General features: G+C 68.1%; 21 protein-coding genes. 12 read left to right on the forward strand and 9 right to left on the reverse strand.

Features of this window, described 5'->3' with window-relative positions; genetic code table 11:
• Positions 1-176: 176 nt before the first annotated feature.
• Positions 177-1,661, forward strand: coding sequence for a carboxylesterase/lipase family protein (locus CAURIS_RS08170; protein WP_290341558.1), 1,485 nt, complete (start codon positions 177-179; stop codon positions 1,659-1,661).
• 51 nt (positions 1,662-1,712) lie between these two features.
• The gene (locus CAURIS_RS08175) at positions 1,713-3,527 is read left to right on the forward strand and encodes a flavin-containing monooxygenase (RefSeq protein ID WP_290341559.1); all 1,815 of its coding nucleotides are present in this window, start codon (positions 1,713-1,715) and stop codon (positions 3,525-3,527) included.
• A 60-nt stretch (positions 3,528-3,587) separates the two neighbouring features.
• Here CAURIS_RS08175 and CAURIS_RS08180 read toward each other — a convergent pair whose 3' ends face one another.
• From CAURIS_RS08180 to CAURIS_RS08190, 3 genes are all read right to left on the reverse strand, one after another.
• Positions 3,588-4,484 (reverse strand): 3-hydroxyacyl-CoA dehydrogenase family protein, encoded by an 897-nt coding sequence (locus tag CAURIS_RS08180; RefSeq protein WP_290341560.1) that lies wholly within the window; start codon positions 4,482-4,484, stop codon positions 3,588-3,590.
• Positions 4,485-4,533: 49 nt separating this feature from the next.
• On the reverse strand, positions 4,534-5,322 hold the full coding sequence (locus CAURIS_RS08185; protein ID WP_290341562.1) for an enoyl-CoA hydratase/isomerase family protein: 789 nt from the start codon (positions 5,320-5,322) through the stop codon (positions 4,534-4,536).
• Positions 5,323-5,463: 141 nt separating this feature from the next.
• A complete protein-coding gene (locus tag CAURIS_RS08190) occupies positions 5,464-6,375 on the reverse strand; it encodes a LysR family transcriptional regulator (RefSeq protein WP_290341563.1) in 912 nt (303 codons plus the stop codon).
• Positions 6,376-6,511: 136 nt separating this feature from the next.
• Here CAURIS_RS08190 and CAURIS_RS08195 point away from each other — a divergent pair, with 136 nt between their 5' ends.
• From CAURIS_RS08195 to CAURIS_RS08210, 4 genes are all read left to right on the forward strand, one after another.
• Entirely contained in the window at positions 6,512-7,675 is a 1,164-nt protein-coding gene (locus tag CAURIS_RS08195) for a CaiB/BaiF CoA transferase family protein (RefSeq protein ID WP_290341565.1), read from the forward strand.
• 33 nt (positions 7,676-7,708) lie between these two features.
• Positions 7,709-8,935 (forward strand): acyl-CoA dehydrogenase family protein, encoded by a 1,227-nt coding sequence (locus CAURIS_RS08200; protein WP_290341566.1) that lies wholly within the window; start codon positions 7,709-7,711, stop codon positions 8,933-8,935.
• A 12-nt stretch (positions 8,936-8,947) separates the two neighbouring features.
• Positions 8,948-10,150, forward strand: coding sequence for a thiolase family protein (locus CAURIS_RS08205; protein WP_290341567.1), 1,203 nt, complete (start codon positions 8,948-8,950; stop codon positions 10,148-10,150).
• 94 nt (positions 10,151-10,244) lie between these two features.
• On the forward strand, positions 10,245-10,655 hold the full coding sequence (locus CAURIS_RS08210) for a hypothetical protein (RefSeq protein WP_290341568.1): 411 nt from the start codon (positions 10,245-10,247) through the stop codon (positions 10,653-10,655).
• On the opposite strand, the gene CAURIS_RS08215 is transcribed toward CAURIS_RS08210, so the two are convergent.
• Positions 10,652-11,248 (reverse strand): MazG nucleotide pyrophosphohydrolase domain-containing protein, encoded by a 597-nt coding sequence (locus tag CAURIS_RS08215; RefSeq protein WP_290341569.1) that lies wholly within the window; start codon positions 11,246-11,248, stop codon positions 10,652-10,654. The two genes, CAURIS_RS08210 and CAURIS_RS08215, sit on opposite strands and share 4 nt — an antisense overlap.
• 45 nt (positions 11,249-11,293) lie before the next feature.
• On the opposite strand from CAURIS_RS08215, the gene CAURIS_RS08220 reads away from it, so the two are divergent.
• Entirely contained in the window at positions 11,294-11,935 is a 642-nt protein-coding gene (locus tag CAURIS_RS08220; protein ID WP_290341570.1) for an 8-oxoguanine DNA glycosylase OGG fold protein, read from the forward strand.
• A 167-nt stretch (positions 11,936-12,102) separates the two neighbouring features.
• Here CAURIS_RS08220 and dnaG read toward each other — a convergent pair whose 3' ends face one another.
• Entirely contained in the window at positions 12,103-13,992 is a 1,890-nt protein-coding gene (gene dnaG / locus CAURIS_RS08225) for a DNA primase (protein WP_290341571.1), read from the reverse strand.
• Between the two features lie 56 nt (positions 13,993-14,048).
• Between dnaG and CAURIS_RS08230 the strand changes: the two genes are divergently transcribed.
• Positions 14,049-14,435, forward strand: coding sequence for a guanyl-specific ribonuclease (locus CAURIS_RS08230; RefSeq protein WP_290341572.1), 387 nt, complete (start codon positions 14,049-14,051; stop codon positions 14,433-14,435).
• On the opposite strand, the gene CAURIS_RS08235 is transcribed toward CAURIS_RS08230, so the two are convergent.
• Entirely contained in the window at positions 14,432-15,730 is a 1,299-nt protein-coding gene (locus CAURIS_RS08235; protein WP_290341573.1) for a deoxyguanosinetriphosphate triphosphohydrolase, read from the reverse strand. The genes CAURIS_RS08230 and CAURIS_RS08235 overlap by 4 nt on opposite strands.
• Before the next feature lie 56 nt (positions 15,731-15,786).
• On the opposite strand from CAURIS_RS08235, the gene CAURIS_RS08240 reads away from it, so the two are divergent.
• Positions 15,787-17,787: a TPM domain-containing protein gene (locus CAURIS_RS08240; protein WP_290341574.1), complete on the forward strand. Its 2,001-nt coding sequence runs from the start codon at positions 15,787-15,789 to the stop codon at positions 17,785-17,787.
• 4 nt (positions 17,788-17,791) lie between these two features.
• On the opposite strand, the gene CAURIS_RS08245 is transcribed toward CAURIS_RS08240, so the two are convergent.
• Genes CAURIS_RS08245 through CAURIS_RS08255 form a run of 3 tightly spaced genes read right to left on the reverse strand, consistent with a single transcriptional unit; the run spans position 17,792 to position 20,083 of the window.
• Entirely contained in the window at positions 17,792-18,193 is a 402-nt protein-coding gene (locus CAURIS_RS08245) for a hypothetical protein (protein ID WP_290341577.1), read from the reverse strand.
• On the reverse strand, positions 18,190-18,699 hold the full coding sequence (locus CAURIS_RS08250; protein WP_290341578.1) for a hypothetical protein: 510 nt from the start codon (positions 18,697-18,699) through the stop codon (positions 18,190-18,192). Before CAURIS_RS08250 ends, CAURIS_RS08245 begins: the two co-directional genes overlap by 4 nt.
• Positions 18,700-18,703: 4 nt before the next feature.
• Positions 18,704-20,083, reverse strand: a complete 1,380-nt coding sequence (locus tag CAURIS_RS08255) for a glycine--tRNA ligase (RefSeq protein WP_290341580.1) — start codon at positions 20,081-20,083, stop codon at positions 18,704-18,706.
• Positions 20,084-20,327: 244 nt separating this feature from the next.
• Between CAURIS_RS08255 and CAURIS_RS08260 the strand changes: the two genes are divergently transcribed.
• Genes CAURIS_RS08260 through CAURIS_RS08270 form a run of 3 tightly spaced genes read left to right on the forward strand, consistent with a single transcriptional unit; the run spans position 20,328 to position 21,228 of the window.
• The gene (locus CAURIS_RS08260; RefSeq protein ID WP_290341582.1) at positions 20,328-20,597 is read left to right on the forward strand and encodes an ArsR/SmtB family transcription factor; all 270 of its coding nucleotides are present in this window, start codon (positions 20,328-20,330) and stop codon (positions 20,595-20,597) included.
• Positions 20,597-20,785 (forward strand): hypothetical protein, encoded by a 189-nt coding sequence (locus CAURIS_RS08265; protein WP_290341584.1) that lies wholly within the window; start codon positions 20,597-20,599, stop codon positions 20,783-20,785. Before CAURIS_RS08260 ends, CAURIS_RS08265 begins: the two co-directional genes overlap by 1 nt.
• Before the next feature lie 11 nt (positions 20,786-20,796).
• Entirely contained in the window at positions 20,797-21,228 is a 432-nt protein-coding gene (locus CAURIS_RS08270) for a Fur family transcriptional regulator (RefSeq protein WP_290341585.1), read from the forward strand.
• Positions 21,229-21,235: the final 7 nt, after the last annotated feature.

The raw sequence follows: 21,235 nt of genomic DNA on the forward strand, positions 1-21,235 counted from the left end.
TTTCATTCCTCGAACGAAACACTCGCCCGCAAACTTGGAATGAATCGCACTAATTTTCCGACAATGAGAGACGTGGGTCACATGACGCGTTACGGTGCGGGGTAACCCACAGGCGGGGCGTCAGCCCTTGCCGGGGTGCAGTACTCAACACGTTCGGAGAAGTAGAGAAGAAACCAATGGTAACCATCAGCGGCGTCGACGTCACCGGCCCCCGCACGTCGGGCCGGGCCGTCACAGCCTTCTACGGAATCCCGTACGCGAAGCCGCCCGTCGGCGCGCGGCGCTTCCTCCCGCCGGAACCCGTCGCGCTTCCGGAGGGCTTCGACGCCCGCTCCTACGGGCCGACCGCGGCGCAGAACCAGTACCCGCAGGCGGCGCTGGCCATGATCGACAACCCGCTGTACGGGGGCGAGGACCGGCTCAACCTCAACATTTGGACGCCGGACTCCACGGGCCGGGCGCCGGTCTACGTGTTCATCCACGGCGGGGCCTTCCGCAACGGATCGGGCGCCACCGAGGTTCTCGACGGCGCGTCTTTTGCGGCCAACGGCGTCGTCACCGTGACGCTGAACTACAGGCTCGGCGCCGAGGGCGGGATCCAGCTTGCCGACGGCACGTCGAACAACATGCTCCGCGACCAGATCGCGGCCCTGACCTGGGTGCGCGACAACATCACCAACTTCGGCGGGGACCCGGACCACGTGGTCATCGGCGGTGAGTCCGCCGGCGCGATGAGCGTTGCCGCGCTGCTTGTCTCCCCCGCGGCACGTGGCCTGTTCCACGGGGCCATCCTGGAATCGGGCGCCGCGCACAACGTCGTCGCTCGGGAAGGTGCACTGGCCGTCGGCCGCCTGTTCGCGCAGCGTCTTGGCGTCGAGCCCACCGCGGAGGCGCTCGGCGAGGTGTCCGAGGACGAGATCCTTCGCGTCTCGGCCGAGGTTGAGGCGGAGATCGCGGCGTCCACGGACACCGAGACCTACGCGGACCTGGCGGGCACGAGCATGGCGTGGCAGCCCAGCATCGACGGCGATGTGCTGCCCGAGCACCCGCTGGAGGTCCTCGCGCGCGGGGAGGGCGCCGACGTGCCCGTCCTCATTGGCACCAACCAGGACGAAGGCTCCATGTTCGTCACCGGCCTCGGCCTCTACGAATCCGCCACGCCCGAGGTGCTCGCCGCCGCCGTGCGCGCGGGCGGGGCGCGCGACCCGCAGGCGGTGGTCGACCTCGTCAGCGACGGGGCGGACCCGCACCCGGGGAGCCGCCTGACCACATTCATGGATCTGTGGAAGTTCCAGTTGCCGTTGCGCGAGTTCTTGCGGCGTCGACAAGCGAGCTCGGCGCCCACCTTCCGCTACAAGTTCGTCTGGCCCTCCCCCGCTTTCGGCGGGGCGCTGGGCTCGCACCACATGCTCGAACTGCCCTTCGTGTTCAACTCCGTGGACACGGACGCGGCCCGCACCACCGTGGGCGAGGACCTGCCCGGCGCGCTCACCGCGGCCGCGCACGGCGCCTGGGTGTCCTTCATCACCACCTTCAACCCGGGCTGGGACCCCTACTTCGGGGCGGGCGCAACGACGACGGGGGTGCTCGACGCCGACGGCCTCCGCGTCGAGACGGACCTCGACGAATCCACCTTCACCACCTGGGAGGGGCAGCGCTAGACCGCGCCGCCGATCCCACCTACAAATCAGAGCAGAAAGCAGGAAAACACCATGACCACGACCGTGCCCAACAAGGATCTGCAGCGCAAGTACGACGAGGAGCGCGACAAGCGCCGCGCCGCGCGCAAGTCGAAGGAAGAGGACTACGTTCGCATCGAGAGCATCATCGACCCGGACGAGCTCGACCCGTACAAGGAGGTCACCCCGCGCGAGCCGCTTCACGACGACGTAGAGGTAACGCTCCTCGGCGGCGGCTGGGCCGGGCTCATGACGGCCGCCGAGCTGCGCAAGTCCAACCGCAAGCTGCGCATCCTTGACCAGGCGGGCGACTTCGGCGGCGTGTGGTACTGGAACCGCTACCCCGGCGTCATGTGCGATACCGCCTCCGTGGTGTACATGCCGCTGCTCGAGGAGACCGGCCACAAGCCGACGGAGCGCTACGCCCACGGCCCCGAGATCTACGCTCACGCGCAGCGCATCGGCCGCCACTTCGACCTGTACAAGGACGCGTACTTCCACACCCGCGTCACCGGCCTGACGTGGGAGGAGGACATCAAGCGCTGGCGCATTACCACCAATCGCGGCGACAACTTCACCTCGCAGTTCGTCAGCCTCGGCATCGGCTCGCTCAACGTCCCGCGCCTGCCCTCCTTCCCCGGCATGAAGGACTACAAAGGCCAGTGGTTCCACACCGCCCGCTGGGACTACGACGCCACCGGCGGCTCCCCCGACGGCGCCGAGATGGACAAGTTGAGCGACAAGACCGTGGCAATCATCGGCACGGGCGCAACCGCGATCCAGGTGGTGCCCGAGCTGGCCAAGACGGCCAAGAAGCTGCTGGTGATCCAGCGCACCCCGACCTCGGTGGACGTGCGCGGCAACGGCCCGACGGACTACGAGTGGTGGGACGAGCTGACCTCCCAGGAGGGCTGGCAGCAGAAGATCTACGACAACTTCCTCGACTTCGTCGAGGAATACAAGGTGGGCAACTACCCGTCTTCGGACACCGTGGACCTGCTCAGCGACGGCTGGACCATGAACGGGCGTAAGCTGGCGCACCGGCTCGAATCCATCGAGGGCGACCTGACCCCCGAGAAGTTCCGCTCCGTGCTGTACCAGTGGGACGACGAGGTCCAGCAGTCCATCCGCGACAGGACTGACGTGGAGGTCAACGACAAGGCCACCGCCGACGGCCTCAAGGCCTGGTACCGGGCGTGGTGCAAGCGCCCCGGCTTCCACGACGAGTACCTCCAGACCTTCAACCGCGACAACGTCGAGCTGGTGGACACCGACGGCAAGGGCGTCGAGCGCGTCACCGAGAACGGGGTCGTGGTGCAGGGCAAGGAGTACCCGGTGGACATGATCATCTACTCCACGGGCTTCCTCTACAATCGCAACGCCTCCAAGGACGCGTTCTTCGACGTCGTGGGCCGCGACGGCCTGAAGCTGCGCGACAAGTGGAACGACGGGATGCTCACCTACATGGGCTACTTCACCCACGACTTCCCCAACATGTTCTTCCAGCAGTCCGTGCAGGCGGCGTTCCTCGTCTCCAACGTGCCGCAGAACTTCGCGGACGGCGCCCGGGTGCTGCGCGCAGTGATCGACCACACCCTGGACTCCGGTGCCGAGTCCTTCGAGCCGACGCAGGAGGCGGAGGACGCGTGGGTGGACCACCTCGTGGAAAACGGCACGGTGGCCGACGACCCGGAGTGCACCCCCGGCTACCTCAACGGCGAGGGCAAGCGAGAGATCGGCATGGCGGAGCGCCGCTCGGTGGGCTTCCCGGCCGGCAAGAAGGCCTTCTTCAACCACGTGCGCTCGTGGCGCGCCGACGGCGAGTTCACCGGCCTGAGCTTTAACTAGCACGCTAAACGACGCCCCGCCCGGTGCTTCACCGTGGCGGGGCGTTCGTCTGTGGCGCGCTTAGAAGTCGGGGTTCGGGCGACCCTTGCGCCCCTGCTCGTCGTACTCGTACCAGCCCTTGCCGGTCTTCTTGCCGTAGTTGCCGGTGTTGTACATCTTTTCCATGGCGGGCGCGGGCAGGGAGGACTCGTCGCCGGTCTGCTCGTACTCCGCCTTGCGGATGAGGTAGGCGACATCGATGCCGACGAGATCCATGAGCTCGAAGGGGCCCATCGGGTGGCGCAGCGCGGAGCGTGCGGCGGTGTCGATGTCAGCGAAGGAGGCGTAGCCCTCCTCGTAGAGCTTCAGCGCCTCGGTGCGCAGCGCGTTGAGGAGGCGGTTGGCCACGAAGCCGGGGATCTCCCGGCGCACGCGGATGACGTCCTTGCCCATCGCCACCGCGAGCTCCTCCACCGCCGCGAGGGTCTCCTCGCTGGTGCCCTCGTGGCCGACTACCTCGCAGGCCTTCATCACCAGCACGGGGTTGAAGAAGTGCATGTTGCAGACTTTCTCGGGCCGGCCGGTCGCGTCCGCGAGGCGGGAGGAGACGATGTTGGAGGAGTTCGTGGCCAGGATCGCGTGCTCGGGCGCCTGCGCATCGAGCTCGGCGAGAATGGTGCGCTTGACCTCGATGTTCTCCACGGCGGCCTCGATGACGATGTCGGTGTCGGCGACGGCCGCGGCCTGGTCGGTGGTAAAGCCCAGGCGGGCGAAGGCTGCGTCGACGTCCTCCTGGGTGCGCCGGCCCTTCTCCACGTCGCGCTCCATGCGGCTGCGCAGTTGCTGCTCGGCCTTGGTCAGGGCCTCTTCGGAGACGTCGACGATGGTGGTGACGTACCCCGCGAGGGCGGCCACGAGGCCGATCTGCGAGCCCATCGTGCCGGACCCGATGACGGTGACGTTGCTGATTGCTGCCATGAGTGCTCCTTGTGCTTCTTGTGGCTTTACTTTTTGCGGCTTCGGTGTGTTAGCTCTGGCCCTTGAACGCGGCGAAGTCGGGGTGGCGCTTGGACAGGGAGGCCTCCACGCCCTCGTTCTTTTCGGCGGTGGCGTACAGCAGCGACTGGGCAAGGCGCTCGACGAACATCCCGGTTTCCTCGCTCGCCGCCGCGCTGTGGGCGACGACCTGGCGCACGAGCGCGACGGCGGTCGGGCCTTTGCGGCGGATGCGCTCGGCGATCTTGGCGGCCTGCGGCAGCAGGGACTCGGCGTCCGTCACGTAGGTCACCAGCCCCCACTGGAGCGCCTCGGCGGCGCTGATGCGACGGCCGGTGATGATCATGTCGATCGCCGGGCCGCGGCCGACCGCCTCGACCAGGCGCTGCGTTCCGCCGGCGCCGGGGAGGATACCCAGCCCGGTCTCCGGCAGGCCGAAGACGGCGTTGTCGGAGGCCACGCGGATGTCGCAGGCGAGGGCGAGCTCGCAGCCGCCGCCCAGGGCGTAGCCGTTGACGGCCGCGATGACGGGCTTGGGAAAGTGCGCGATCCGGCCGTAGGTGCGCTGCATGTAGGCCTCCAGGCCGTCGAGGGGGCGTCGCTTAGCGAGCTCGTTGATATCGGCCCCCGCCACGAAGGCCTTCTCCCCCGCGCCGGTGATGATGAGAACATCGACTGCGGCATCGCGCTCCAGCTCGTCCAGGTGGCTGTTGAGCTCGTCGAGCACCTGCCGGCTGGCCGCGTTCATCTTCTCCGGGCGGTTGACCGTCAGGGTGGCCACGGCCTCGTTATCGCGTCGTAGAACCGTTGAGTACTCCACGTGGTCTCCCCTTCTGTGGTCTTGATGTGGGTTGGTGGGCAATAGCACCAGCCTAGGGTTCGGCCCCGACACGCCGAGCCAACTCGGAGGCACTTCCGGCGACTCGTACCAGGTGCGTATCAATGGGGGCGTCGAGACGCGCTAGTTCGCGCTGCACGAGAGAGGGAAAATGCTCTCGAGGCAGACCATGAGCTTCTGGAAGGCCGGGTTGTCGTTGTCCTTTTTCCACACGAGCTGAACGTCGACGTAGCGGTCCTCGTCTTTCAGCGTCATGTAGTGCAGGTACTCGCGGTTCGAGTTGTCACGCACGCTGTCGAGAGTCAGCGCCACCCCCACGCCGGAGGCGACGAGCACGAGCTGGGTCCACGAATCGGGCACCGTGGAGCGCACCGAGGGAACAAAGCCCGCCCGGCGCGCCAGCGTGGACACCCGCGTCTGCAGCGCCGCGCCGGGGCCGCCCTGCAGTACGATCCACTCCTCGTTCGCGAGGTCAGCCATGCTTATCGACGCCCGCCCCTGCACCGCCAGCGGGTGCGTCTCCGGGACGACGGCGACGATCTCCTCCCGGAACAGCTCCCTCGAATCCACCTCCGCCGGCAGGGTGTTCCAGCGGCCGATCATGCAGTCGATCTCCCCGGACAAAACCTTGTCCAGGCCATTGACGGACAGCAGCGCGGAGTGCAGTTCGAGGGTGACGCTGGGCAATCTGTCCTGCGTGGAGCGCACGAGCTGGGAGACGACGCCGCGCACGGACGCGCTGGCGAAGCCCAGGCGGACCACTCCGGTCGTGCCCGAGGCCGCGTCGCGCGCCGCGCGCACCGCCGCCTCCGAGGCCTCCACGAGCTTGCGGGCGGGCTCGACAAGCGCGGCCCCGGCGGTGGTTAGCTCTACGCGCCTCGTGCTGCGGTCGAACAGCTTGACCTTCAAGCGCCGCTCAAGCTGGCGGATCGCCCTGCTCAGAGGCGGCTGCGCCATGTTCAGCCTGTCCGCTGCGCGGCCGAAGTGAAGCTCCTCTGCGAGCACCAGGAACGCCCTGGCTTCTTGTACCTCCACGGCAACGGCCCTCCCTTGCCCGATTGACCCGTCCAATTAATCGTCGGGGGATATGAATAAGCACCTAATTAAGTATTGGACTGCACAAATTAACCGTGATTTTATTACCGAAACAACACAAGCACAAGGAAGTGACATGGAGCATACCGAACTCGAGGAGGCGCGCGGCCCGCTCAGCGGCGTCGTCGTCGCGGACTTCTCTCGGGTCCTCGCCGGGCCGTACTGCACGATGCTGCTCGCGGACCTGGGCGCCACCGTGATCAAGATCGAATCCCCCCGCGGGGACGACACCCGGCAGTGGATGCCGCCCTCCATCGACGGGCAGAGCACCTACTTCCTGTCCATCAACCGCAACAAGCGCTCGATCGCGCTCGATTTGAAAAACGACGAGGACCTGCGCACCGCCTACGCCATCATCGACCGGGCCGACGTTCTGGTGGAGAACTTCAAGCCCGGCGGCCTGATGCGCTTCGGCCTCGACCGCTCGCAGACAGCCGAGCGCTGGCCGGACCTCATCCACGCCTCCATCACCGGCTTCGGCACAAAGGGCGGGGCGACGCTGCCGGGCTACGACCTGTTGGTCCAGGCGCTCAGCGGTTTCATGCACGTCACCGGCGACGCGGACGGCCACCCCCAGCGCGGCGGCTTCGCCCTCTTCGACATCTTCACCGGCCTCCACGCCGCCGTGGGCATCCTCGCGGCGCTGCAGGAGCGCTCCGCCACCGGCACCGCGCAAAGCGTCGAGGTCAACCTCCTCTCCTCGGCCCTGTCCGCGATGGTGAACCAGACCGTCGCCTTCACCGCCGGCGGCCACGAGCCGTACCGGATGGGCAACGAGCACCCCAGCCTCTTCCCCTACGGGCCCTTCCGGGCGGGCGACGGGCAGGTGGTCATCTGCTGCGGTAACGACGACCAGTTTGCCACGCTCATGACGACGATCGGCCTGCCGGAGCTCGTCGCCGGCCAGCGCTTTGCCTCCATGGAGCTGCGCAACAAGCACCGCACTCCGCTGCGCACCGCCATCGAGGGCCGCCTCGCCGAGCGCGGCGTCGACGCCTGGCTCGAGGTGCTCAGCGCCGCCGGCGTGTGCTGCGCGCCCATTCTCACTGTCGGCGGCGGCGTGCGGTACGCCGAAGCGCTCGGCCTCAACCCAATCTGGGTCGCCGACGATGACGACCAATACCCCACCGTAGCCAACCCCATCACACTCAGCCGGACCCCCGCCGCCTGCCGAACCTCCCCGCCGGCGCTCAACGCCGACGCGGAATACGTGCGGCGCTGGCTGGGCGAGACAGCCTAAGAACCGACACAGCCCAAGAAAGGGATCACCCACATGACCGCCTACACCACGACCGGACTCGAGCGCTCCGACTTCTTCGCGCTCGACGCCACCCTGAGCGAAGAGGACAAGGCCATCCGTGACCGCGTCCGCGACTTCGGCGAAAAGCACGTCCTGCCCATCATCAACGACTACTGGGAGCGCGCCGAGTTCCCCACCGAGATCCTCCCCGCCCTGGCCGAGCTCGGCATCGTGGGCACCTTCATCCAGGGCTACGGCTGCCCCGGGTTGTCCCGCCAGCAGGCCGGGCTGGTCGCGCGCGAAATGGGGCGCATCGACGGCTCCGTCAACACCTTCTTCGGAGTCCACTCGAACCTGTGCATGGGCTCGATCTACATCCTCGGCAGCGAGGAGCAGCGCGAACGCTGGCTGCCCTCCATGGCCAAGCTCGAAAAGACCGGGGCCTTCGCCTTGACGGAGCCCGACCACGGCTCCGACTCCGTCTCGCTGGAAACCTCGGCGCGCCGCGAGGGCGACACCTGGGTGCTCAACGGCCACAAGCGCTGGATCGGCAACGGGCACGCGGGCGACGTCATCGTCGTCTACGCCCGCGACGAGGCGGACGGCCAGGTCAAGGCCTTCGTCGTGGAAAAGGTCGACGGCGAGTACCCGGTGGGCTACGCCCCCGAGGTCATCACGGGCAAGATCGGCAAGCGCGCCATCCTGCAGGGCGACATCGTCATCACCGACCTGCGCGTTCCGGAGGCCAACCGGCTGCAGAACTGCAATTCCTTCAAGGATGTCAACAAGGTGCTGGCCGCCACCCGCGGCGGCGCCTCCTACGAGGCCGTGGGCCACGCCATGGCGGGCTTCGAAATCGCCCGCTCCTACGCCCTGCAGCGCGAGCAGTTCGGCTCCCCGCTCGCCGCCTTCCAGCTCGTCCAGGAAAAGCTCGCCACGATGCTGTCCGACGTCATCCAGCTGCAACTGCTCGCCCACCGGATGGCGCAGCTGCAGGAGGAGGGCACCTTTACCGGGCCGATGGCCTCCCTGGTGAAGATGACCACCTCGCGCAAGGCCCTCGCGATCTGCCGCGAGGCGCGCGACATGATGGGCGGCAACGGCCTGCTGCTGGAAAACCACGTGGCGCGCCACCTGACCGACATGGAGGTCGTGTCCACCTACGAGGGCACCGACTCCGTGCAGGCGCTCATCGTCGGCCGCGAAATCACCGGAATCTCCGCCTTCACCGCCAAGAAGTCCCGCACGAGCGACAAGTAAAGGAAAACAACCATGACCAACGACGCCTACCTCGTCTCCGGCCTGCGCACCCCCGTGGGCAAGTACGGCGGGTTCCTCTCCGGCATCCGCCCCGATGACCTCGCCGCGACAGCCATCAAGGCCGTGGTGACCGACGTCGGCATCGACCCGGCCGACGTCGACGAGGTGATCCTGGGCAACGCGAACGGCGCAGGCGAGGACAACCGCAATGTCGCGCGCATGGCCTGGCTGCTCGCCGGGTTCCCCGAGACAGTCCCCGCCTTCACCGTCAACCGCCTGTGCGCCTCAGGCCTCAACGCGATCACCGTCGCCTCCGCCCTAGTCAAGTCCGGCGAGGCCGACATCGTCGTGGCCGGCGGCGTCGAGTCCATGTCGCGCGCACCGTGGGTGATGGAAAAACCGAAGAAGGCGTTCGCCTCCCCCGGCGCGATCTTTGACACCTCCATCGGCTGGCGCTTCACCAACCCCACCTTCGCCGCGCAAGACAAGCTCACCTACTCCATGCCGGAGACCGCGGAGGAGGTCGCGCGGGTGAAGAACATCTCGCGCGAAGACGCAGACGCCTTCGCAGTGGAGTCGCAGCGCCGCGCCCACGCAGCCACCGAGGAGGGGCTGTTCGCCAGCGAGATCATCCCGATCACCGTGCCGCAGCGCAAGGCCGAGGACATCGTGGTCACCCGCGACGAGCCCATCCGCCCGAACACGACCGCCGAGGTGCTGGCCACCCTGCGCCCGGTGGTCAAGGGCGGCACCGTGGTCACCGCCGGCAACTCCTCGGCGCTTAACGACGGCGCCTCCGCCGTCATCGTCTGCTCCGAAGCCGCGCTGAAGAAGTACAGCCTGACCCCGCGCGCCCGCGTCGTCGGCTCCGCCGCCGCCGGCCTCGAGCCCCACATCATGGGCCTGGGCCCGGTGCCTGCGACGCGCAAGCTCTTCGACAGGATCGGCTGGGACGTCGATAGCGTCGACGCGATCGAGCTCAACGAGGCTTTCGCCTCGCAGTCGCTGGCCTGCATCCGCGACCTCGGCCTGGACCAGGCCCGCGTCAACGCGTGGGGTGGCGCCATCGCGCTGGGGCACCCGCTGGGTTCCTCCGGGTGCCGCATCACCGTGACGCTGCTCAACCGGATGGAGAAGGAGAAGGCCACCCGCGGGCTGGCCACGCTGTGCATCGGTGTGGGGCAAGGCCAGTCACTGGCACTGGAGGCGGTGTAGGGCAAAATTGGGGGCGCAATTGCGCACCATGCGTCACATTGGTGCGCTAGAGTTTCTGGCGACCCAGTCGTTTGAGACAGAAAAGGACCTGCCCATGCGTCGTATCGCCCCTACTCTCGCCGCCGGCCTTGTCGCCGCGGCGGCCCTGGCCGCCCCCGCCCAGGCCCAGCCCACCTACTTCGAGCTTCTCAAGACCATCAACGGCAACGTTGCCACCGCCGACTGCAATGTCCTGGGCACCGCCCTCCGCGCCACCGGTTTCGTCACCGCAGACACCACCCGCTCCGGCCTCGTCGCCAGCCTGAACAAGGCCATCGGCGACGACTCCGCCCTGCGGCTTGCCGCCTCCGGCACCATCAGCGCCGTAGGCGACCGCGCCCTCGAGTGCGGCGTGGTCAAGCCCGACCCCGAAACCCCCATTGACCAGGCACTGAAGCTCAGCTCCCAGCTGTCGTCCCAGGCGGGCCTGCCGCAGATCCGCGACCTGGTACCCGCGCTCCGCTAAGCCTCGCGGCGCTTGCCCTCCGCCCAGAGGCGCTCCTGCTCCTCCAGGCCGACCAGTCCCGCGCTCCCATCGAAGAGGTAGGGGGCGCGGGATTTCATCTTGTCCACAAAAGCAGCGGCCACGTCCGTGAAGTCGAAGGCGCCGCGCTCGCGGGCGAGCTCGGAGTGGAAAAGCACCTGCAGGAAGACGTCGCTAAGCTCCTTGCGTATCTCCGCGTCGTCGCCCCCGCGCACGGCCGCCGCGAATTCTCGGGCCTCCTCCTCGAGGTAGGAAAGCAGCGACTCGTGCGTCATCGCACGCTCCCACTCGCCCCGCTCACGCGCGCGGCGCATCGTCCCCACGGCCTCAGCGACCGGGTCTTCAAGGCTTGGCACCGCGACAAGCTCCTCGCCGCGAGCTCGCTTCACGACGTCCGGATCACGCGCATCCGTCGTCACCAGCCACCCGCCCGACTCCCCGGCGGCCACATCCGCCAGCGCCCACCGCACCGACACCGGGACCTCCGAGGTGTACTCCACCGGCCCCCTGATGCGGGAGACGACCCCCAGCGGGATCATGTCGGGCCAGCGCGGATCGAGCACAAGGATGGTCATGCGCCCAATCCTATTGGGGCGGTCCCTTCTGCCACAATGGAACGCATGAACCAGATCCTCGACGCTCTCAAGGCGATCTCCCCCACGGCCAACGACGCCATGAACCACTCCGTGACGTTCTCCCCGCGCCGCTGGAAGACCGGCTGGCCCCACCACCTGCGCCGCGTCCCGCCCTTCCGCGACGACGCCACCGCCACCCTCACCCGCGCCGAGGTCTTCCTCTTCGCCGGCGCCGTCGCCGACTCCGGCCACCAGCGCGGCGAAATCATCGACTTCCTCGGCGCCGCCTTAGCCTACGGCGCAGGCCAATCCCCGCAGGTCCTCCCCCTGCAGCAGTTCCTGCGTAACAAGGGCAAGGCCAACGCGCTCATTCAGGCCATCCGCAGCCTCGAGGGCAAAGACCCTGTGGGCCAGTACACCGCGCTAACCGCCACAGGCCTGCCCCCGAAGTACGCCTCCCTCGTGGCTTACTTCCTCGCCGGGCCGCAAGGTGCCGAGGACGACAAGCCCGTCATCATCTGCTCCAACCGCGCAGCCATCGCCGGCCTGCCGGCCGACCACGACTGGAGCGGCGAGGAGTACGGCGAGTACCTCACGCGCCTGCGCGCCGCGCGCGACGAGTACGACGCCGAGCTACCCCTCGACGCCGTCGAGTGGGCCGTGCGCCAGTTCGCCGACCAGGCGTAGGCGTCTTGAGCTGCGCGCCCCGGTCGTTGCCGGGGCGTTTTTGATTGGCACGGTGGTCCGGGGATACGCTTCCCGGATTTCGCTGTGGTCGACCCCAACGCTCTGCAGGGTCAGGCGACCAGGGGTTATGCGCCCCGGATTTCGCAGCGGTCGACCATCACGCACATCTAGGCACCGCGAAACGCCCTGTCGTTGAGCTCCCGGCGCGCCTGCTCCAGCGCGATGAGGTCGGAGAACAAGGCGTTGTAGGCAACTTCGTCGTCGCTCGGGCGCATGCGCTGTAGCTGGGCTTTCAGCTGCGCGATCTGGTCGCCAACCCGCGTCTCCTGCAGTCTGGAGAGCACCGAGTCCGCGTAGGAGACGATGTCGTCGGCGTGGATGTCTTCCAGCGCCAGCTCAGAAACGAAGTTACGGCCGGCCACGCCTGCCATCCCCTCAGCTACCTGGGGAAGCCACGCGGCCCCCTCGGGGGCGTTCGCTGCCCCTCCGGCTGCAGTGATCGCGTCGCGCACTTGGCGGTAGGCGGGGTTGGTGAAGGCATCCGGGTTAATGCCGTCGAAGTAGTCCCCCGCCGCGCGGGGGTGCTGCAGGGCGATCTTCAGCGCTTCGCGCTGCGGCCATAGCAGCGGGTCGGCCGGGTTGGGCAGGACCAGCACGGGCTCGTTCGCGTTGACCGGCTCCTCTCGCGCCCCCCGGCGCAGCGCGCGCTTCGGTGCACTCGGCCGCTTTGCCTCTGCGCGCACCTGCGCGAGCACCTCGTCCGGGTTCGGCCAGCCGACCCAGCCGGCCAGGCGGCGCGCGTACTCCGTTTGCAGGACCCGGTCGGAAATCCCGGCGACGACGGGGACGGTGCGCCGGAGGGCCTGCAGGCGGCCTTCGGCTGTGTCGAGGGAGTAATCGCTGAGGAGAGACTCGATGACGAACTCGAACATGGGCACGCGGGAGGCCACGAGGTCGCGTACCGCCGCGTCGCCCTTCGCTTGGCGCAGGTCGCATGGGTCCATGCCCTCGGGAGCCACGGAGACGAAGGACTGCCCGGTGAACTGCTGGTCTCCCTCGAAGGCGCGCAGGGCCGCCTTCTGGCCCGCCTCGTCGCCGTCGAAGGTGTAGATCAGCTCGCCGCGGAAGAAGTTGTCGTCGAGCATGAGTCGGCGGATGATGGCTAGGTGCTCCGCGCCGAAGGCGGTGCCGCAGGAGGCGACCGCTGTTTTCACCCCGGCGGCGTGCATGGCCATGACGTCGGTGTAGCCCTCCACAATCACGGCCTGGTGGCCCTGGGCGATGTGCTTTTTGGCGAGGTCCAGGCCGAACAGCACCTTGCTCTTGTGGTAGAGCATCGTGTCCTGGGTGTTCATGTACTTGCCCATCGGGTCGTCCTCGTGGAGCTTGCGCGCCCCGAAACCGATGACGTTGCCCGCCACGTCCTTGATGGGCCACAGCAGGCGGCGGCGGAACTTGTCGATGGGCCCGCGCCGGCCCATGCTGCTCAGGCCAGCCTCCTGCAGCTCCTCGACGGAGAATCCCTTGCGCAGCAGGTGCTTGGTCAGCGTGTCCCAGCCGTCGGGGGCGTAGCCGCACTCGAAGTGGTGGATGGTGTCTTTGTCAAAGCCGCGGTCGAGAAGGAAAGTGCGGGCCTTGTCCGCCTCGGGGGCCTCCAACTGCTCGCGGTAAAACTCGTGCGCGGCTTTGTTGGCCGCCAGGAGCCGGGCGCGGGTGCCGGGTTTGACGTCGCGCGCTCCGGTAGATCCGCCCTGGTAGTTGATGTGGTAGCCGATCTGCTCGGCCACCGCCTCCACGGCCTCGGGGAAGCTCAGCTGCTCCATTTCCATGAGGAAGGAGAAGACGTCGCCACCCTTGCCCGTCGAAAAGCAGTGGTAGTACCCGCGTGCGGGCCTGACGTGGAAGGAGGGTGTCTTTTCGTCCTTGAAGGGGCTCAAGCCCTTGAGCGAGTCGTGGCCGGCGGGTTTGAGCTGCACGTACTCGCCGACGATGTCCTCGATCGGCGCGCGCTCGCGGATAGCCTGGATATCACTATCCGGAATTCTGCCCCTAGCCATGGCTACATCGTAGCCGCGCGGTCAATTCCGCCGCCCGTTGTGGAACAATGCTGCGCATGCTGTCCCGCTTCCCGCTCGGCGTGCTCGCCGCCGCCCTGCTGCCGCCGACCCTCGTCGCCTGCGAGCCCAACGAAGTATCCACGTGTGGCACGCTTCCCAGCGAGGCGTGGGAGACCATCAGCACGGTGGAGGAGGGCGGACTCTACCTGTACGCCGAAGACGACACGCACTTCGGCAACTACGAGGCCGTGCTTCCCGACGAAGAACCGGGCTACTACCGCGAATACACCGTGGACACGCCCGGGTTAAACCACCGCGGGGCGCGGCGCATCGTCACCGGGGGCGGCGCCGACGGCATTGTCGACGAGTGGTACTACACCGCCGACCACTACGAAAGCTTCTGCGAGGTCAACCCGCCCGGAAAGCCCTCCGAAGCGCCCTAGGCCATGAAACCGGCGACCCCGGCCGACTTCTTCGCGGCGCGCTCGAGGCGCGATTCCGTCATAGACGCGATCTGGTCCACCACCACGCGCTCGCGCTCGGCGTCGGTGGCGGCCGCCGCCCACCACTGCTGGAACACGGTGTCCAGGGTGCCGGGGGCGCCGGCGAGCATGTACTCGTAAACCCGGAAGATGCGGTCGCGCTGTCGCTCCTGGCGGCGCTGGTGGGCGGGCATGTCCATGACGTAGAGCACCGCCACCGTCTTCAGCAGGCGCACCTCCGCTTCGGCGTCCGCCGGGATGACGAGGCGCCCGTGCTGCCGGCCCAGCGCCCCCTCCGGGTTGTCCTCGCTGCGCAGGGCGTCGGGGTGATTGGCCTCGTCGCGCAGCGTGGCGGTGGCCACGGCCCCAACGTAGCGCCCCACCAGCTCCGAGGTCAGCCGCTTCAGGCCGGCCCAGGAGGCGAGGGTGTAATCGAAGTCCGCGGCCGCGGCGATGGAGGGCAGCGCCCGCAGCCGGGCGGCGGCCTCAATGAGCTCGTCGGCGCTACCGCCGAAGGCGTTGGCCCCCTTTTCCGCCAGCGCCGCCAGTTCCACCAGGTCCCACAGCACCTTGAGCGTGACCCGGCCGGAGACGATCCCGTCTTCGACGTCGTGCACGGAATAGGCGATGTCGTCCGAGCAGTCCATCACCTGCGCCTCCATCGGCGGGGCGGCGTCGGTGTGGCCGCGGCGCAGCCACTCAAGCACGGCTCCGTCCTCGTCGTAGGCGCCGTACTTGCGGTTGGTGGAGCCGTCCGGGTTCGTGCGCGTGAGCGGGTACTTGCAGGCCGCGTCGAGGGAGGCGCGGGTGAGGTTGAGCCCGAGCGAGTTCTCCCCGACGAGCACCTTGGGCTCCAGGCGGGTGAGGATCCGAAGCGTCTGGGCGTTGCCTTCGAAACCGCCCGTGGAGACGTCGTTAAGCGCATTTTCGCCGTTGTGGCCGTAGGGCGGGTGCCCGATGTCGTGGGTGAGCCCCGCCATTTCGCACAGGTCGGGGTCGAGGCCGAGCGCCTCGCCGATACCGCGCGAGATCTGCGCCACCTCGAGCGAGTGCGTCAGGCGCGTGCGCGGGGTGTCGCCGTCGCGCGGGCCCACCACCTGTGTCTTGTCGGCCAGGCGGCGCAGCGCCGCCGAGTGCAGGACCCGGGCGCGGTCGCGGGAAAAGGCGCCGCGCTCCTCGAAGCTCTCGACGATCTGCGAGCCCTTCGGCCCCTCCGGCGCGCGGCGCTCGGTATCGAAGGCGGAATAGGTGAACACACACCCAGCGTAGATGGCGCGGGCTCAGTGTCGGGGAAGCGACTACCCTAGTCACCATGAAAAAGCGACACCTTCGCCTCCTTTCCGCCGCCCCGCTTTTCGCGGGCTGCGCCCTCGCGGTCTCCCCCGCGGCGATCGCCGCCCCGGCAGGCACGACGCCGGACACCCAGGTCCACGCCCAAGCGACGGCGACCGCGCCCGGCCCGCTTGCGCAGCCCGTCACGGACGAAGCGGGCGTGCTCTCCGGCGGGGAGGCAGCCGAGATCGAGGGCGCCATCCAGGAGTTCGCGCAAAACGATCAACTGGCCGTCCGCGTCGCCTACCTCGACTCCTTCGGCGGCATGACCGCGGAGGAGTGGGCGCAGGCCAGCGTCGACGCCTCCGGCTCCAATGTCGCCGTGCTGGCCATCTCCCCCACCGAGCGCAGCTTCGCAGTGGCCGGGGGCAGCATGTGGAGCCAGGGAGACATCGACGCGATGTACGACGCCGCCTACTCTGAGCTCACCGGCGAAAACTGGGCGGGCGCCGCGCTTGCCGCGATCGAGGCCGCCGCGGGTGGCTCCACCGCCGCCAACGTCGGCTGGGCGCTCGGCGGCGTGGGGGTCGCCGCGCTCGCCGGCGGCGGGGTATGGGCCGCCACGCGTCGTAAGAGCAAGAAGACGCAGGAGGAACAGCTGGAGGCGGCCAGGGCGCTTGAACCCGGCGACACCGACGCGCTGAGCAACCTGCCCACGCCGACGTTGGAGCAGCTCTCCCGCGACGCGCTTGTGCAGACCGACGAATCCATCCGCCAGGGCAAGGAGGAACTCGCCGTGGCCACCGCCGAGTTCGGAGCGGAGCGCGTCCGCCCGTTCACCTCCGCCATGAACACGGCCACCTCGACGCTCGAGCGCGCCTTCGGCCTGCATCAGAGGCTCAACGACGCCATCCCCGAGACCCAGCCCGAAAAGCGCGCCATGCTCATCGACATCATCTCCTCCTGCGGCCAGGCCGGCGAGGCCCTGCGCACCCGCAGCGCCGAGTTCAACGAGATGCGCGGCGTGCTCATCAACGCGTCGGCCGAGGTGGACAAGGTCACCCAGCGCACGGTGGACATCCGGGCCCGCCTCGAACCCGCGCAATCGCTTCTCGACGCCCTCCGCGAGCGCCACTCCGAACAGATGCTGCAGTCCCTGGAGGACAACGTCGAGGTCGCCTCCGCCTCCCTCGACGAGGCGGAGCGGCTCCTCGACGAAGCCCGTTCAGCGGCCGCGCAACCCGCCGGGCGCCAGGGCGCTCTCGTCGACCTGCTCGCCTCCGCCTCCCACGCCGTCGAAGTCTCCGACACCAACCTCACCGCCATCGAGCACGCCGAGGAGAACATTCGGGACTCCCAGGCCAACATCCCGGCTCTCATCCAGGAGATCGAGGAGGAGCTGCGCGAGATTGAGCAGCTCAAAGGCACCAAACAGCACGGCGCGAAGGTCGACGTCGCCGCCCTCGACGCCGTGGCCGCCGAGGCCCGCGCGCAGCTGAGCGCCGTGGGCAACCGCGCGGAAACGGACCCGCTTTCGCTCTACACCGAGCTCACCGACCTGGACGCGCGCGTCGACGAGGAAATCGACAAGGCCCGCGGCGCGGCCTCCGACCAAAAGCGCCAGCTCCAGGTCTTGGACCAGCAGCTGCGCGTCGCCGCGGCGCAGATCCAAAGCGCCGAGGACCTAATTAACTCCCGGGGCCGGATCATCGGCTCCCACGCCCGCACCCTGCTCGCGGAGGCGAAGCGCCAGTTCAACCACGCGCGCAACCTGCGCACCACGGACACCCGCACCGCGATCGGGCTGGGGCGCGAAGCCGCCGAAACCGCGCGCCGCGCCGCCGGCGCCGCCAACGACGACATCGCCCAGTACCGCCGCCAGCGGGCTCAGTCCACGGCCGGTGACATCGCCAGCGCGGTGATCTGGGGCTCCATCCTGTTCGGCGGCAACAACGGCGGCGGCGGAGGAGGCGGTTTCGGCGGCGGCGGGGGCGGGGGCTTCTCGGGCGGCGGCCCCTCCGCCCGCGGCGGGATGTTCTAGGCGGCTAGTACAGCGTGCGCCGCGCCGACGCGTCCACGTAGGTGAGGGCCCAGGAGATGAACACCAGGTCGAGCGTGAGCTCGCCGGCGGGGGCAACCTCGAGCGCGCCGTCGGCGCGGGCCTGGGTTGTCGCGGCGACACTGCCGTCGGCGCGCACGATCTCGCGGCGCTTGCCTACTCTGCGGCGGGCTGTGTAGGCGCGCGTGTCGCACACAGCCTCGTAGCGGGAGACGGTCAGGCCCGCCTTGCGCAGGCGGTAGGGCCGACCGTCCTGGTCAACCGCCCGAACGTCGACGGGGTCTTGCGAGACAAAGCGCAGGCGGTGCTCGCCGAACTCCAGCACCCCGTCGGCGAAGGAGGCGGGGGTGGGGGCGTCGATAAGCGAAGTGCCCTGCCAGCGCATCATTGCATGAGGAAGACGACGACAACGAAAATCGAGAGGAAGACGAGCAGGGCGATCAACACGTTCGAGTTGACCATCTTCTTCGTCTCCAGCACCTCGCGCGAAATCCACGCGAGCGCCACCACGTCGGTGGCGGGCAGGGTTGTCTCGCCCTCGAACTCGAGGATGGCCCTGCGCACGCCGTTGTGGTCCTGGGTGAACTGGCCGACCTTCTCCCCTGCGGCGTCGTCGACGATCCAGTTCTTGGATGTCTCGGCCACGAGCGTGTAGCCGCGGCCCTCCACGCTGACGGGGATCTCCTTGTCGCGCTTCAGCGAGCCTGTCGCCCGGACGATATCGGCGCCCGCGCGGGTGGCCACCGCCCCCGACTCCGGGGAGGCCACGAGGTCCCACTTCTCGCCGCCGACGGCGGCGTGCTCGTCCGTGAATACCGCGAGGACCTCCGGGCCGTCCTCGGCCAGAAGCTTGAGGTTCTCGCGGTCGCTGCGGTCCCAGCTGACGTAGTGCATCCGGCTACGCCCCGATGAGCCGCGCCGCGAGGTACGCCTCGAGCTCGTCGATCTTCACGCGCTCCTGCTCCATCGTGTCGCGCTCGCGGACGGTCACGGCACCGTCCTCGAGGGAGTCGAAGTCGTAGGTGACGCAGAACGGGGTGCCGGTCTCGTCTTGGCGGCGGTAGCGCCTGCCGATGGCGCCGGAGGTGTCGTAGTCGGTGTTCCAGTGCTGGCTCAGCCTCTCCGCGAGCTCCTCGGCCGGGCCCGCCAGCTCCGGCTTCTTCGACAGCGGGAGGACGGCCACCTTCACCGGGGCGAGGCGGCGGTCCAGCTTGAGCACGACGCGGGTGTCGGTGCCGCCCTTGGCGTTGGGGACCTCTTCCTCGTGGTAGGCGTCGATGAGGAAGGCCATCACGGCGCGGCCGAGGCCCGCGGCTGGTTCGATGCAGTAGGGGATCCAGCGCTCGTTGGCCTCCTGGTCAAAGTAGGACAGGTCCTCTCCGGATGCCTCCGCGTGGGTCTTCAGGTCGTAGTCGGTGCGGTTGGCCACGCCCTCGAGCTCGCCCCACTTCGAGCCCTGGAAGTTGTAGGCGTACTCGACGTCCACGGTGCGCTTGGAGTAGTGGGACAGCTTCTCCTGCGGGTGCTCGTAGAGGCGCAGGTTCTCGGGGTTGATGCCCAGGTCCACGTACCACTGGTAGCGGTTGTCAATCCAGTACTGGTGCCACTCTTCGTCCTCGCCGGGTTTGACGAAGAACTCCATCTCCATCTGCTCGAACTCTCGGGTACGGAAGATGAAGTTGCCGGGCGTGATCTCGTTGCGGAACGACTTACCGATGTTGGCGATGCCGAACGGCGGCTTCATGCGCGCCGAGGTCATGACGTTTTTGAAGTTGACGAAGATCCCCTGGGCGGTCTCCGGGCGCAGGTAGTGCAGGCCCTCTTCGTCGTCGACCGGGCCGAGGTACGTCTTCATTAGGCCCGAAAACGCGCGCGGCTCGGTCCACTTGCCCGGCTGGCCGGTCTCCGGGTCATTGATGTCGGCGAGCCCGTTGGCCGGCGGGTGCCCGTGCTTTTCTTCGTAGGCCTCGATGAGGTGGTCGGCGCGGTAGCGCTTGTGGGTGTAGAGCGATTCCACGAGCGGGTCGGTGAAGACCTCGACGTGACCGGAAGCGACCCACACCTGGCGCGGGAGAATGATCGACGTGTCCACGCCGACGGTGTCCCGGCGCATCTGCACCATGTGCTTCCACCACTGGCGCTTGATGTTCTCCTTCAGCTCCACACCAAGCGGGCCGTAATCCCACGCGGAGCGGGTACCGCCATAGATCTCTCCTGCGGGATACACCAAGCCGCGACGCTTGCACAGGTTAACGACAGTATCAATGGTGGAGGCCACTTTTACTCCTCACTGGGCGCTTGAACATGGGACACGAAACAGTGCCCGCCCAGTGTAGCGGGTTTCACCCCGGCGGAGTTCCGCAGGGGCACCCCGCGAAGCCTGAGGTGGACCCTACACGCGGCGAAATGGGACACACGTATAATGGCGCTGAAACCCACGGTAATATAGATGGTGAACCTGAGAAAAGAACCCTTTTTCACAGGAACCGGCCCGGTAAGCCCCAGAAACGAGGATGACGATCATGGACAGCTACTCGCTTGGCGACGTCGAACACGCCGCCCGGGTCGCCAACGCCATGGACTCACCCCTCCGCCTGCAGATCCTGCTGCTTTTGGCCACCGGTGAGCACGTCGTACACGAGCTGGTCAGCGAGCTCGGCAAGTCCCAGCCCCTCATCAGCCAGCACCTGCGCGTGCTCAAGCGCGCCGACTTGGTCACCTCGGTGCGCCGCGGCCGCGAGGTCCTCTATTCCCTCGCCTACCCGAGGTCGCGCAGGGTGTGCGCTGCCTGATGAACATGGCCACCCGCGGCGGCGACGTCGTCGACCTCGCTTCCCGACGCCCCTCCACCACCCCCCTGCCCGACAGTGACACCTCCGGCGCCGCTGCCGCGGCCGCAATCATGGAGCCGCCCCAGGCGAACCGGCCGGAAGCAGACCCCGGCCTCCTGCCGAGCACGCCGAAACCCAAACGCGACTAAACTAGGGCGTTATGCCCACCAATCGCGCGACGAAACCCAAGCAGCCGAAACTTGGCGTGCGCAACACGCGCCAGCGTGAAGCCGTGGTGCGCGTCCTCCAGGACGTGGACAAGTTCATCTCCGCCCGCTTCATCCACGACGAGCTCGAGGCGCGCGGCGACAAGGTCGGCCTGACCACCGTCTACCGCACGCTCCAGTCGCTCAACGACGTCGGCGCCGTCGACGTCCTCCACAACGCGGACGGCGAAACCCTCTACCGCCACTGCCTCACCGACGAGCACCACCACCACTTGGTGTGCTCCATCTGCGGGCGCAGCGAGGAAATCGAGGGCGGCCCCGTGGAGAAGTGGGCGCAGCTCGTCGCCGACCGCTTCGGCTACGAGCTGATCGGCCACGACGCCGAGGTTTACGGCGTGTGCCGCGCCTGCCAGCAGGCCAGGTAGGCCTCGG

The organism is Corynebacterium auris, from assembly GCF_030408575.1.
Lineage (GTDB): Bacteria > Actinomycetota > Actinomycetes > Mycobacteriales > Mycobacteriaceae > Corynebacterium > Corynebacterium auris.